At 69.3% G+C, this 12672-nt stretch carries 13 protein-coding genes and 1 tRNA gene; 10 read left to right on the forward strand and 4 right to left on the reverse strand.

From position 1 onward, the window contains the following. Nucleotides 1-11: 11 nt before the first annotated feature. The 7 genes from AC1DP3_RS02555 (at nt 12) to AC1DP3_RS02585 (ending at nt 6777) form a co-directional block, all read left to right on the forward strand. A complete protein-coding gene (locus AC1DP3_RS02555; protein WP_477290984.1) occupies nt 12-530 on the forward strand; it encodes a DUF501 domain-containing protein in 519 nt (172 codons plus the stop codon). Continuing rightward, nucleotides 527-1858 (forward strand): S8 family serine peptidase, encoded by a 1332-nt coding sequence (locus tag AC1DP3_RS02560; protein ID WP_477290986.1) that lies wholly within the window; start codon nt 527-529, stop codon nt 1856-1858. The genes AC1DP3_RS02555 and AC1DP3_RS02560 overlap by 4 nt, the downstream gene beginning before the upstream one ends. 47 nt (nt 1859-1905) lie before the next feature. Next, nucleotides 1906-3306 carry an NAD(P)/FAD-dependent oxidoreductase gene (locus tag AC1DP3_RS02565; protein WP_477291853.1) on the forward strand — a complete coding sequence of 467 codons (1401 nt, stop codon included), beginning with the start codon at nt 1906-1908 and terminating at the stop codon, nt 3304-3306. 35 nt (nt 3307-3341) lie between these two features. Then, a tRNA-Leu gene (locus AC1DP3_RS02570) sits at nt 3342-3414 on the forward strand. 188 nt (nt 3415-3602) lie between these two features. Next, entirely contained in the window at nt 3603-4838 is a 1236-nt protein-coding gene (locus AC1DP3_RS02575) for a type III PLP-dependent enzyme domain-containing protein (RefSeq protein ID WP_477290988.1), read from the forward strand. Continuing rightward, nucleotides 4835-6148, forward strand: a complete 1314-nt coding sequence (locus AC1DP3_RS02580) for a D-arabinono-1,4-lactone oxidase (RefSeq protein ID WP_477290990.1) — start codon at nt 4835-4837, stop codon at nt 6146-6148. Before AC1DP3_RS02575 ends, AC1DP3_RS02580 begins: the two co-directional genes overlap by 4 nt. Before the next feature lie 59 nt (nt 6149-6207). After that, nucleotides 6208-6777, forward strand: a complete 570-nt coding sequence (locus AC1DP3_RS02585; protein ID WP_477290992.1) for a LemA family protein — start codon at nt 6208-6210, stop codon at nt 6775-6777. A gap of 12 nt (nt 6778-6789) precedes the next feature. Here AC1DP3_RS02585 and AC1DP3_RS02590 read toward each other — a convergent pair whose 3' ends face one another. Then, entirely contained in the window at nt 6790-8091 is a 1302-nt protein-coding gene (locus AC1DP3_RS02590) for a winged helix-turn-helix domain-containing protein (protein ID WP_477290994.1), read from the reverse strand. 73 nt (nt 8092-8164) lie between these two features. On the opposite strand from AC1DP3_RS02590, the gene AC1DP3_RS02595 reads away from it, so the two are divergent. Further along, nucleotides 8165-9355, forward strand: a complete 1191-nt coding sequence (locus tag AC1DP3_RS02595; RefSeq protein WP_477290996.1) for an AI-2E family transporter — start codon at nt 8165-8167, stop codon at nt 9353-9355. Then, nucleotides 9352-10590, forward strand: a complete 1239-nt coding sequence (gene ilvA / locus AC1DP3_RS02600) for a threonine ammonia-lyase (RefSeq protein ID WP_477290998.1) — start codon at nt 9352-9354, stop codon at nt 10588-10590. The genes AC1DP3_RS02595 and ilvA overlap by 4 nt, the downstream gene beginning before the upstream one ends. Before the next feature lie 19 nt (nt 10591-10609). On the opposite strand, the gene greA is transcribed toward ilvA, so the two are convergent. Then, complete coding sequence (gene greA / locus AC1DP3_RS02605) at nt 10610-11101, reverse strand: transcription elongation factor GreA (protein ID WP_477291000.1); 492 nt, start codon at nt 11099-11101, stop codon at nt 10610-10612. 136 nt (nt 11102-11237) lie between these two features. After that, nucleotides 11238-11630, reverse strand: a complete 393-nt coding sequence (locus tag AC1DP3_RS02610) for a DUF4307 domain-containing protein (RefSeq protein WP_477291002.1) — start codon at nt 11628-11630, stop codon at nt 11238-11240. 65 nt (nt 11631-11695) lie between these two features. Between AC1DP3_RS02610 and AC1DP3_RS02615 the strand changes: the two genes are divergently transcribed. Further along, nucleotides 11696-11986, forward strand: coding sequence for a hypothetical protein (locus AC1DP3_RS02615; protein WP_477291004.1), 291 nt, complete (start codon nt 11696-11698; stop codon nt 11984-11986). Here AC1DP3_RS02615 and trhA read toward each other — a convergent pair. Then, a complete protein-coding gene (gene trhA / locus AC1DP3_RS02620; RefSeq protein ID WP_477291855.1) occupies nt 11977-12663 on the reverse strand; it encodes a PAQR family membrane homeostasis protein TrhA in 687 nt (228 codons plus the stop codon). The genes AC1DP3_RS02615 and trhA overlap by 10 nt on opposite strands. Nucleotides 12664-12672: the final 9 nt, after the last annotated feature.

Genomic DNA, 12672 nt, shown 5'->3' on the forward strand with positions numbered 1-12672 from the left:
AGCCTTTCCGGGTGACCACGCCGCCCTTCCCGCCCGTCAGCGACGCCGATCTGGCGGTACTCCGCGCTCAGCTGGGACGCCCGGCGCGAGGCGTCGTGGGCATCGCTGCGCGGTGCGTGTGCGGCAACCCGACCGTTGCGGCCACGCTGCCGCGCCTTCCGGACGGCACGCCCTTCCCGACCTTCTACTACCTCTCGCATCCGGCGGCGACCGCCGCCATGTCGACTCTCGAGGCGGACCACGTCATGCGCGAGCTCGGCGACGCGCTCGCCGACGAGGAAGACGTGGCCGCCGCCTACGCCGCCGCTCATGAGGCCTACCTCCGCGATCGGGCGCACTTCGGCGAGGTTCCCGAGATCGAGGGGATCTCCGCAGGCGGCATGCCCACCCGGGTCAAGTGCCTGCACGCCCTCGCCGCTCATGCTCTGGCGGCAGGCCCGGGCGTGAATCCCATCGGCGATCGCGCGCTGTCCATGTCGAACTGGTCGCCCGAGCGGTGCGTCTGCGCGGAGCCGGGGACCGCGAGGTGAAGCGGCTCGTCGGCGCGTCGCTTGTCGTCGCTCTGCTGGGCATCCTCGCGGGTGCTCCCGGAGGCGCGCCCGCCGGCAGGGGGACCGACGCGCAACCCTCCGTCGCGGCGGTCTCGGCATCCGTGCTCCAGCAGTCGGCCGAGGATCCCGTCCGCTCCGCGGAGTACTGGCTCGACGAGTACGGCATCCGCAGCGCGTGGCAGACCACCCGGGGTTCCGGCGTGCGTATAGCCATCATCGACACGGGGATCGGACGCGAGCCGACCGAGTTCAAGGGCGCGGTCGTCGCCGGAACCGACGTCTCGGGCCAGGGCTCGCCCGACGGACGCACCCCGGTCGGCGCCGTCGATGCGAACCACGGCAGCTGGGTGGCCTCTCTCGCCGCGGCGCGCGGCACCGGCCCAGGAGCCGGGATGATCGGAGTGGCACCGGAGGCCGATCTCCTCGCGGTGTCGGTGGGCTTCGGGGCGGGCGCGGCCAGACCCTTCACCGACCAGATCGCCGACGCCATCCGGTGGGCCGTCGACAACGGCGCCGACGTCATCAACCTGTCGCTGACGACGAACACACCCGACTGGGACGAGAGCTGGGACGACGCCTTCCTCTACGCCTTCGATCATGACGTGGTGGTGGTGGTCGCCGCGGGCAACCGGGGGAGCGGCACGACCCGCGTCGGCGCTCCCGCCACCATCCCGGGCGTCCTCACTGTCGCGGGAGTCGACCCCCAGGGACGCGCAAGTCTCGAAGCCTCCACCCAGGGGATCACCATCGGGGTCTCGGCGCCCAGCGAGGACCTCGTCGGCGTCTCAGCTGACGGTGCGCTGGTCCTCTGGAACGGCACGAGCGGCGCCGCACCCATCGTCGCGGGGATCGCGGCGCTCGTGCGCTCGGCCCATCCCGAACTCGACGCCGAGAACGTCATCAACCGCATCATCCGCACGGCGCATCCCTCAGCGGCCGCCACTGCCACGCCCGACCCGCTCTACGGCTACGGACTGGTGGATGCTGCCGCCGCCGTCTCCTCGTCCGTGCCACTGGTCTCCGAGAACCCGATGGGCAGCCTCGAGGAGTGGATCCGCCTCTACCGCAGGGCCGACGCGGATGCCGCACCCGCCCCGACCGTGGCACCCGTAGCCATCCAGCCGCTTCCGAGAGCGGATGCCGCGACCCAGCCCTCCTCGGCGCTGCTGCCGTCGACCGACACCCTTCTTTACGGGACGCTGCCGCTCGGGGCGGTCACGGGGTTGGCTATACTGGTGGCGCTCGGCGTCACTGCTGCTGTCCGACGCATCCGATCGGCCCGCTCGTCCGGCTTGCCGAGCCGTTGAACTTTTGAGGAGTTCCTCCGACTGTGTCCAGCACCGCCAACAGCACCGTGCCCAAGATCCTGATCGTCGGCGGCGGCTACGCCGGCTTCTACACGGCGTGGAAGCTCGAGAAGCATCTCCGCAAGGGTGAGGCAGAGGTCACGATCGTCGACCCGCTTCCGTACATGACGTATCAGCCGTTCCTCCCCGAGGTTGCGGCCGGGTCGATCGAGGCCCGGCACTCCGTGGTGGCCCTCCGCCGCCACCTCAAGCGCACCAAGGTGGTGACGGCGAAGGTCACCGGCATCAACCACGCCGGCAAGGTCGCCACGATCACTCCTGAGCTCGGCGACCCGTACGAGTTCGAGTACGACCAGATCGTGGTGACGGCGGGAGCCGTGTCGCGCACGTTCCCCATCCCGGGCATCGCCGACAACGCGATCGGCCTGAAGACGATCGAGGAAGCGGTCGCCATCCGCGACCGCCTCATGTCGAACTTCGACCGCGCGGCCACGCTTCCTCCCGGCCCGGAGCGGGACCGCCTGCTGACGGTCGTCGTCGTGGGCGGCGGCTTCGCGGGCATCGAGGTCTTCGGTGAGCTTCGCTCGCTCGCCTCGTCGCTGGTGAAGAGCTACCCCGAGGTCACCTTCGAAGACACCCACTTCCACCTGATCGAGGCCATGGGCCGGATCATGCCCGAGGTGTCGCTCAAGACCAGCGAGTGGGTGCTGTCGAACCTCGCCAAGCGCGGCGCGTTCGTCCACCTCGAGACCCAGGTCACGGGCGCGATCGACGGCAACATCGAGCTGTCGACCGGCGAGGTGATACCCAGCGATCTGATCATCTGGACCGCGGGCGTCATGGCGAACCCCACCGTCGTGCGCGGCGGCGACCTTCCCGTCGAGGAGCGCGGGCGCATCCGCACCCGCGCCGACCTGCGCGTCGGCAGTGCAGAAGAGATCGTCGAGGGCGCCTGGGCGGCCGGCGACGTCTCGGCCGTCCCCGACCTGTCGGGCGGCGGCGTCGGCGGCTACTGCGTTCCGAACGCTCAGCACGCTGTCCGTCAGGCCAAGCTGCTCGCAAAGAACCTGGTGGCCGTGCTGCGTGGCGAGCTGCCGCGCGAGTACAACCACAAGAACCTCGGCGCCGTGGCGAGCATCGGCCTTTACACGGGCGCCTTCCAGTCCGGCAACATCGCGCTCAAGGGCCTCATCGCCTGGTTCGCTCACCGGGGCTATCACGGCATGGCCATGCCTTCCTTCGAGCGCAAGTTCCGCGTGCTGTGGGGCTGGTGGAACAACTTCTGGCTCGGCCGCGACCTCGTGAACCTGCAGACCGTGCAGAACCCCCGCTACGTGTTCGAGGAGTTCGCCGCGCGTCCGCGCCCGCAGCAGCCGGCGACGCCGGCCGTCGACACCAAGCCTGCCCCCGCGAGCGAGTCAACCGAGAAGGTCGTCGCCGCCCGCTGATCGGTTCGTTTGGCGGTCGCCCCCGAGGCGACGCCGCCCCCGTAGCCCAATGGCAGAGGCAGGCGACTTAAAATCGCTTCAGTCCGGGTTCGAGTCCCGGCGGGGGTACACATTCGATGGCCGTCGGCCCCGGCGACACGCAGTGTCATCATCCGTGCGACTGCGTTCCTCGTACTCACCGGGTGAGGACGCGTGACGAAGGCCCGTTCCTCCACCCATTCCGGGCGGATTCACGGCGGCCTGGGTTCTAGGCTGTACGGCGTGCGTGCCGAAGATGCGCGTGAGAGGAAGCCCCGATGACCCTCGACCTGCTGGCGGCACCCGAACCGTCCCAGGCCCTGCCATGGACCAGGCCCGCCGCATACTGGCCGGCCATGACCACCGCCGTCGCCGACGTCTCCGGACCCGTCGCCGCCGTGAACCTGGCAGCGCTGCGCTACAACGCCCTCGACATGGCCGTCCGTTCCGGTGGCGTGCCGATCCGCGTCGCGAGCAAGTCGGTCCGCATCCGCGAGATCATCGATGCGACGCTGGCGCTTCCCGGCTACAGCGGCATCCTGGCATTCACGCTTCCCGAGGCCCTCTGGCTCGCCGAGACGCACGACGATGTGGTCGTCGGCTACCCCAGCGCCGACCGCGCCGCACTCCGTCGGCTTGCAGGCGACGAGGCTGCCGCCACTCGGGTGACCCTCATGGTCGACGACATCGCGCAGCTCGACCTCGTGGACGCCCTCGTTCCGCCCACACGGCGCGCTGAGCTGCGCGTCGCGATCGACGCCGACGCGTCCTGGCGTGCGCCGGGCCTCGGACACATCGGGGTCTTCCGGTCGCCCGTCCATGAGCCGGCAGAGGTCGCGAATCTCGCGCGCCTCATCGCCGATCGGCCCGGCTTCCGCCTCGTCGGGCTGATGATGTACGAGGCGCAGATCGCCGGGCAGGGCGACGCAACGGGTTCGGGAGATGCTCTCATCCGCTGGATGCAGCGCCGCTCCGGCGACGAGCTGCTCCAGCGGCGCGGCGCCATCGTCGACGCTGTCACGCGGATCGCGCCGCTCGAGTTCGTCAATGGCGGTGGGACGGGATCGCTGGAGCTGACAGGATCCGATCGCTCCGTCACCGAGCTCACCGCGGGAAGCGGGCTGCTGGCCGGTCACCTGTTCGACGGCTACCGCGCATTCGATCCGGCCCCCGCGGCGGCCTTCTCGCTTGAGGTCGTTCGGCGGCCGACGCGCGATATCGCCACCGTCCTCGGTGGAGGCTGGATCGCCTCGGGCCCGCCGCTCGCCTCGCGGCAGCCGGCGCCTGTCTGGCCCCAGGGCCTTTCGACCATGCCGCGCGAAGGCGCGGGGGAGGTGCAGACCCCGCTGCGCGGTGACGCCGCACGGGCGCTGCGCGTGGGGGACCGTGTCTGGTTCCGGCATTCCAAGAGCGGGGAGCTCTCAGAGCGCGTCGACAGGTTCCTGCTGGTCGAGGGCGACCGGCTGGTCGGCGAGACGCCGACGTATCGAGGCGAAGGGAAGACGTTCCTGTGACACGCATGGGCGGCACGTGGCAGAACTGGGGACGTTCCGAAGCCGTACGTCCTCGCCTCGTCGAGAGGCCTGCGTCAGTCGAGGCGGTTCAGCGCTCCCTCGAGGCGGCGGGGCGCTCGGGCATGCGCGTGAAGCCGATCGGGGCCGGACACAGCTTCAGCGGCATCGCCGTGGCCCCCGACGTGCTGCTCGAGCTCGACGACCTGAGCGGCCTCGTCGAGGTCGACCGTGAACGCAGGAGGGTGCGACTGCTCGCGGGTACACGTCTGCACGAGGTGCCGAAGATGCTCGCCCCGTACGGGCTGGCGATGCAGAACCTCGGCGACATCGACCGCCAGTCGATCTCGGGCGCCATCTCCACCGGCACGCACGGCACGGGGGCCCGATTCGGCGGCATCGCCACCCAGGTCGTGGGCGCGACGCTGGTGACAGCATCCGGTGACCTCCTGACCATCGACGAGACGCAGAACACCGCGCTCCTCCCCGCTGTCGCACCGGGTCTCGGGGCGCTCGGCGTCCTCGTGGATGTCACCCTGCAGTGCGTGCCCGCCTTCGTGATGCACGCCGTCGACCGCGCGGAGAAGCTCACGGACGTGCTGGACGACCTCGATGAACGCTCGACGAGCGCCGACCACTTCGAGTTCTACTGGTTCCCGCACACGGACCTCGCCCTCACCAAGACGAACACTCGCCTGCCCGGCGACGCCCCGCGACACCCGCTGCCTCGGGTCGGCAGGTGGATCGATGAGGAGCTGCTTGCCAATGGTGTGTACCGTGCCGTGTGCGCGACGGGCAAGGCGCTCCCCGGCATCGTCCCCGCCGTCAACCGGTTGGCCGTCCAGCTCACCGGAAATCGTGAGTACACCGACATCTCCACGGGCGTCTTCACCCAGAACCGAGACGTGCGGTTCAAGGAGATGGAGTACGCGCTTCCGGCTGAGAACGTCCGTCCGGCCTTCGAGGCGATGCGGGCGCTCATCGACGAGCGCGGCTGGAAGATCTCGTTCCCGGTCGAGGTGCGCTTCGCCGCGGCGGACGACCTGTGGATGTCGACCGCGTACGGCCGGGCATCCGGGTACATCGCCGTGCATCGCTATTGGCGCGAGAACCCCGCCGAGTACTTCGAGGCGGTCGAGCAGATCATGCTCTCGTTCGGCGGGCGTCCGCACTGGGGCAAGATGCACACACTGGATGCCTCGATCCTGCGCGAGCGCTACGCGCGTTTCGACGATTTCGTCGCGCTGCGCGACAGGCTCGACCCCGATCGCCGGTTCCAGAACGACTATCTCGCGCGGGTGCTGGGGTCGTAGCGCTGGGAGTAGACCGGGCGATCAGGGAAGTGAGCGCCGGGACGGTTAGGATTGCGCCTATGTGGGAGTGGCTGATCCCTGTCATCATCGTCGTGGCACTGGTCCTCGTCGTGGGCATCTACCTGTGGGCGACGTACAACTCGCTCGTGGCGCTGAACGTCCGCGTAGACGAGGCGTGGAGCGACATCACCGTGCAGCTCAAGCGCAGAGCCGATCTGCTTCCGAACCTCATAGAGACCGTCAAGGGCTATGCCGCCCATGAGAAGGCGGTGTTCGAGAACGTCACGCGCGCTCGTGCCGAGACGCTCTCGGCGACAGGTCCCGCGGAAGCGGGGGTTGCAGAAGGCCACATGCAGCAGGCGCTGAAATCGCTGTTCGCGGTTGCTGAGGCGTATCCCGCCCTGCAGGCGAGCCAGAACTTCCTCCAGCTGCAGCAGTCGATCGTCGACACCGAAGACAAGGTGCAGGCATCTCGCCGGTTCTACAACGGCGGCGTCCGCGAACTCAACACCAAGATCAAGGTCTTCCCCAACAACCTCTTCGCACGCAACCTCGGGTTCAGCGAGAGCGAGTTCTTCGAAGTGGTCGACGGCGCCGCGATCTCGGAGCCCCCGCGCGTTCAGTTCTGAGCTGACGGGCCCTCACCCGGCCGCGACAAGATCATCAGGCTCGTCGGGTTCATCGGCGCTGAGCGAAACAGGCTCACCGGGGCCGGCCGCATGTCGACGGGCCGCGGGCATCACAGCGGCGAGATCGTCGGTCGCATCACCCCACTGGGAGATCGAGATGTCGCCGAGGCCCTGCCAGCGGGCCGCGAGGCGAAGTTCGTCGGCGAGGCGGGGAGCGGCATCCTCCGGCCTCCCGTGCTCCCACCACGCCGACTGCACGAAGAGGGTCGATGCCGCCCGGTCGGCCTTGAGGTCGACCCGCCCGACCAGGTCGTCGCCGACGAGGACAGGCAGGGAGTAGTACCCGAAGCGGCGCTTGGGCGCGGGAGTGTAGATCTCGATGCGGTACTCGAAATCGAAGAGCCGCTCCGCGCGATCGCGGAACCAGACGACCGGATCGAACGGCGTGAGGATCGCGGCGGCGTCGACGCGGCGGGGGAGCGCCGCATCGCGGTGCACCCAGGCCCGTGCCGGCCGTCCGGCGCTCGTCCAGCCCTTCACCTCGACGGCCTCCAGCTCGCCACCGGCTTCGAGGTCGGCGATCGCGGCCATGATGCGGGGCCGATCCCGGATGCGCCAGTAATCGGCGAGGTCGGCGGCCGTCGCGACGCCGTATGCGACGGCAGCCCGGCGCACCAGCTCGCGCACGGCGTCGTCTCGATCGACAGGTGCGGCCAGCACCTCCGCAGGAATCACCTGCTCGGCCAGCCCATAGCGTCGCTCGAACCCGCGGCGTCCTGCGATGGCCACCTCGCCGAAGAGCCAGAGGTACTCGAGCGCATTCTTGACGACGTCCCAATCCCACCAGGGCCCGCGGCGATCCTGCTTCGCGTCGTGCTCGATCTCAGCGGGGCGCAGTGGACCGCGTGCGGCGAGCTCGGCCCGCACCCATTCGACGATCTCGCGGTTCGAGGCGTACCAGCTGTCTGCCCTCTCGCTGTAGCGAGCACGCATGTCGTCCATGCGGAAGCGGAACAGTGCCCAGTCCTCGGCGGCGATGAATGAGGCGACGTGGGCCCAGTACTCGACGTAGGGCGCGCGACGGGCGAAGAGCAGCCGATCCAGGGCGGCGGTGTCGTAGGCGCCGACGCGTGAGAACAGCGGCATGTAGTGCGAGCGGGCGAACACGTTGACCGAGTCGATCTGCAGCGTCCCCATGCGGGCGATGGCGGAATTGAGCTGACGCGTCCCCGCCGACGAGGGACGCGGTCTGCCGAAACCCTGGGCGGCCAGTGCGATCCGGCGCGCCTCGGCACGGCTCAAGGTCTGCTTCACCGGGCCAGCCTAACGACGGGGTGCGACACCCCCGCGGGCCGGGCCCGGAGGGCCCGAGCCCTAGACTGGCCGGATGAGCGGCTCCGACGAAAAGCCCCCTGGCTCCGTGTTCGACGCGCTCAGGGATCGCCGGAGAATCGTCGTCAACGACGTGACCGACGGGCTGCCACGAGGACTCCGCGTTGCCACCGCGTACGCGTGGCGCCTGCTCGTGATCGCGGCTGCTCTCGGCGTCGGCGTCTGGCTCGTGATTCAGCTCAAGCTCCTCGTCATCCCCCTTCTCGTCGCGACTCTCATCACCGCGCTCCTGTGGCCGGCCTTCCGATGGATGGTGAATCACCGCGTGCCGAGGTGGCTGGCCACCGTCGCCAGCGCGGTCGGCGCGATCGCCATCATCGCCGGCCTCGTGTGGCTTGTCGTGTGGCAGGTGAGCCGCGAGTGGTCTGACGTCCAGGAGCGCTCTGTGGCGGCGGCACAGCAGTTCCGCCAGTACCTCATGGACGGGCCCCTCGATCTCACCGCCGCCCAGATCGACGACCTCCTGTCGCAGGGTTGGACCTTCATCCAGCAGCAGGCCGAGCTTCTGCTGTCCGGCGCCCTCGCGATCGGCACGACCGTCGGCCACGTCGCCACGGGTGCGGTGCTCGCGTTCTTCATCCTGCTCTGCCTCCTGGCGGACGGCGCCGGCATCTGGCGCTGGACGACGCGCCTGTTCCCCAAGCGCTCACGTCTCGCGGTGGACGGCGCCGGCCGCGCCGGCTGGGTGACGGTCGTCGACTACGCGCGGACGCAGCTGCTCGTCGCGACGATCGACGCGACCGGGATCGGGCTCGGCGCCTTTCTGCTCGGCGTGCCGCTCGCGATCCCGGTCGCGGTGCTCGTCTTCCTCGGCGCCTTCATCCCCATCGTCGGCGCCGTGATCTCGGGCACCCTCGCGGTCTTCCTCGCCCTGGTGTACAACGGGCCGTGGACGGCGTTCTGGATGCTCATCGTGGTCCTCGGCGTCCAGCAGCTCGAAGGACACGTCCTCCAGCCGCTGCTGATGGGATCCGCCGTCAAGGTGCACCCGCTCGCGGTCGTCCTCGTCGTCGCGGGTGGCGCCATGATCGCCGGCATCCCCGGAGCCCTCTTCGCGGTGCCCATCGCCGCGTTCATCAATGTCGTCGCGGTGTATCTCAGCTCGCGGTCATGGGAGACGGGACAGAGCCCGCACGGTGACCTGATCTGGGACACGGTCCCGCGCCCCAGAAGGAGTCGTGCATGACACTGTCCGCCACTGTGCCGGGACTCGCCGAATTCGAGGATGCCGCAGCCGTTCTGAACGGCGTCATCTCGACGACGCCGCTCGACAAGTCGCTCTTCCTCTCGGAGCTGCTCGACGTGCCGGTGTACCTGAAGCTCGAGAACCTGCAGCGGACGGGATCGTTCAAGATCCGCGGCGCGGCCTATCGGCTGTCGCGGCTCACCGCCGAGGAGCGCGCCCGCGGAGTGGTGGCGGCCTCCGCCGGCAACCACGCGCAGGGCGTCGCGCTCGCGGCGCAGGCGCTCGGGATCCCGGCGACCATCTTCATGCCGCTCGGCGTTCCGGTGCCCAAGCTCCTCGCGACGCGCGGATACGGAGCGGATGTCGTGCTCGAAGGGGCGACCGTCGAAACGCCGCTGCGACTGGCAGCGGAGTTCGCGGAGCGTACGGGCGCCGTCTTCATCCATCCCTTCGACCACCGCGACGTGATCGTGGGCCAGGGGACGCTCGGACTCGAGCTCTACCGCGATCTGCCCGAGGTCGACACCGTCGTCCTCGGCATCGGCGGCGGAGGGCTCATCGCCGGCGTCGCAGCCGCGATCAAGGCACGTGCGGCGCTCGATGGCCGCACGGTGCGCATCATCGGCGTGCAGGCAGAGAATTCGGCCGCCTATCCGAGTTCTCTCGAGGTCGGGCATCCCGTCGACGTCCTCACCCGTCCGACGATCGCCGACGGCATCGCGGTCGCGCGGCCCGGGGCTATCCCGTTCGAGATCATCCGGGAACTCGTCGACGAGGTCGTGACCGTCACCGAGGACGACATGGCGCGCGCTCTGCTCGTGCTCCTCGAGCGCGCCAAGCAGGTGGTCGAGCCTGCGGGCGCCGTGGGGGTCGCCGCGATCCTGGCGGGCAAGGTGCGGGCGAGCGGGCCCGTGATCTCGGTCCTCTCGGGCGGCAACATCGACCCGCTGCTGCTTCAGCGGGTCGTGGCGCACGGGCTTGCGGCATCCGGTCGGTACATGACGCTGCGGATTCCGCTGCCAGACCGCCCCGGCCAGCTCGCCCGGGTGTCAGACCTGCTCGCACAGGCGGGCGCCAACGTCACCGAGGTGCTCCACACCCGTCACGGCCAGGGCCTGCAGATCAGCGAGGTGATCCTGCAGCTCAGCGTCGAGACGCGCGGCGAGGAGCACCGCGCCCACGTCATCGCGACGCTGGAGGAGGCGGGCTTCCTGCCGACGGTGGTGGCGGACTAGAGGAGCACGGCGCGAGAGCTCACTGCCCCGCGTACGTCTCGACCTTCACGATCTCGACCGTGATCGAGCGTCCGTTGGGTGCGGTGTAGGACGTCTTCTCGCCTTCGCGCAGGCCGATGATGGAGCTGCCGAGGGGCGACGCTTCGCTGTAGACGTCGAGCTCGGAGTTGGCCGCGATCTCGCGGCTGCCGAGAAGGAAGACCTCTTCGCCGCCGGCGACGAGCGCCGTGACGACGACACCGGGCTCGACGACGCCCGTGCTCTCCGGCGCCACTCCGACCTTGGCATCCTTCAGCAGACCCTTGAGCGTGCGGATGCGGGCCTCCTGCTTGCCCTGCTCATCCTTGGCGGCGTGATAGCCGCCGTTCTCCTTGAGGTCGCCCTCTTCGCGGGCGGCCTCGATGCGCTTCGCGATCTCCTCCCGGCCCGTGGTCGAGAGGTGCTCGAGCTCCGCGGTGAGACGGTCGTAGGCATCCTGCGTCAGGAACGTGACGGGGGCGTCGCTGGACACGTCGTTCTCCTCTTCAAAGTGCTGAAAAAGTGCTGGTATGGCGAGTGCTGATACTGCGAGTGGTGATGCAGAGAGTGGCGATAAGCCGAGACGCCCCGGCTCCCGCCAGGGCGTCTGCGATTCAGTGCGTGCCAGACTACGTCACCCAGCAGGAGTTGACAAAACCGGTCGTGGCTTCGCCGACCGTCGGCACAGTCTCTCGGAATGCCCGCGCGTGCGTCTCGCCGGCGGCGATCTCGACGACCTTCCAGCCGACGACGCCGTGCTGGACATCCTGCGCCTCGAGCGCGCAGGCGACTGCCGATCCGGGAGGGGCGCTCAGCTGGAATTCGACGACCACGGTGCGCGCATCGACCACGTGGAAGCCGGTCGCGTCCGCCTCCACCGTGTTGAGCGAGTTCGCCACGATCATCCATGCGAATGCGCCGATCGCCAGCGCGCCGATGAGGGAGGCGATGACGACTGCCCATCGGGTGCCGCGCCGACGCACGCGGCCGTAGCGCTCGTCGAGCATCTGCTGCGTCGTCATGCGGGTCCCGTCGGGCGAATTAGGCTGGACCTCCAGGCTAGACGTTCCCGGAACGAGGAATCCCGATGCACGCTGCGCTCGCGGCACTCTCCCGCGCGGCATCCACCGCGACTCCCACTCCGACCCCGGCGGTCGACCCGAATCTGGTGACCCCGGGTCCGTGGGGATTCGTCGCGATCGCCTTCCTCGCGGTCGCCGTGATCCTCCTGGTGTGGGACATGATGCGCCGCATCCGCCGTGCGCGCATCCGGTCCGAGATCGACGAGATGCTCGACGCAGAAGAGGCCGCGGCCCGAGGCGAGGGGCCTGACGACGCTCCCACCGCTCCGGGGGAGACCCCGCGCGATCAGGGGTAGATCGGGTCGATCGCGATCAGCAGGCACGCCGTCCAGTGGCAGAGGAAGGCGAGCACCGTGCAGACGTGGAAGATCTCGTGGAACCCGAAGTGGCCGGGCCACGGGTTGGGCCGCTTCATCGCGTAGATCACGGCGCCGATCGTGTACAGGATGCCGCCGATCGCCACGAGGATCACCATGACCCAATTGGCCTCGATCAGTGCGGGCATGTACATGACCGCCGCCCAGCCGAGTGCGAGGTAGAGGGCGACGTAGAGCCAGCGCGGGGCGTCGATCCAGAAGACGCGGAACAGGATGCCGAGGATGGCGCCGCCCCAGACGATCGAGAGGATCGTCACCGCCTGCTGCGGCGGAAGGCCGAGCACCGAGATCGGCGTGTAGGTGCCGGCGATCAGGAGCAGGATGTTCGCGTGGTCGATCCGCTTGAAGACGGCCTTGGTCTTCGGCTTCCAGTTGAAGAGGTGATAGAGCGCTGAGTTGCCGAAGAGCAGCAGCGACGTCGCCACGAACACCGCGCAGGACCATTTCGCCGCAGGTCCCTGAGCGACGGCGATGAGGACGATGCCGGCCACGAGAGCGACAGGGAACGTCCCGGCGTGGATCCAGCCGCGCCACGATGGCTTGAGCTCGACGGCGGCACTGGCCTCTCCCGCTTCGAGGAGCGGGAGCTGCGGCATCTCGGCGCC

The sequence above is a fragment of the Microbacterium sp. P5_B6 genome (assembly GCF_056400345.1).

Bases quoted from the DNA above. Each gene is read 5' to 3' on its own strand.
- AC1DP3_RS02575 (WP_477290988.1), top strand. From the start codon at position 3,603: ATGACCCTCGACCTGCTGGCGGCACCCGAACCGTCCCAGGCCCTGCCA.
- AC1DP3_RS02585 (WP_477290992.1), top strand. From the start codon at position 6,208: ATGTGGGAGTGGCTGATCCCTGTCATCATCGTCGTGGCACTGGTCCTC.
- AC1DP3_RS02595 (WP_477290996.1), top strand. From the start codon at position 8,165: ATGAGCGGCTCCGACGAAAAGCCCCCTGGCTCCGTGTTCGACGCGCTC.
- ilvA (WP_477290998.1), top strand. From the start codon at position 9,352: ATGACACTGTCCGCCACTGTGCCGGGACTCGCCGAATTCGAGGATGCC.
- AC1DP3_RS02610 (WP_477291002.1), bottom strand. From the start codon at position 11,630: ATGACGACGCAGCAGATGCTCGACGAGCGCTACGGCCGCGTGCGTCGG.
- AC1DP3_RS02615 (WP_477291004.1), top strand. From the start codon at position 11,696: ATGCACGCTGCGCTCGCGGCACTCTCCCGCGCGGCATCCACCGCGACT.
- trhA (WP_477291855.1), bottom strand. From the start codon at position 12,663: ATGCCGCAGCTCCCGCTCCTCGAAGCGGGAGAGGCCAGTGCCGCCGTC.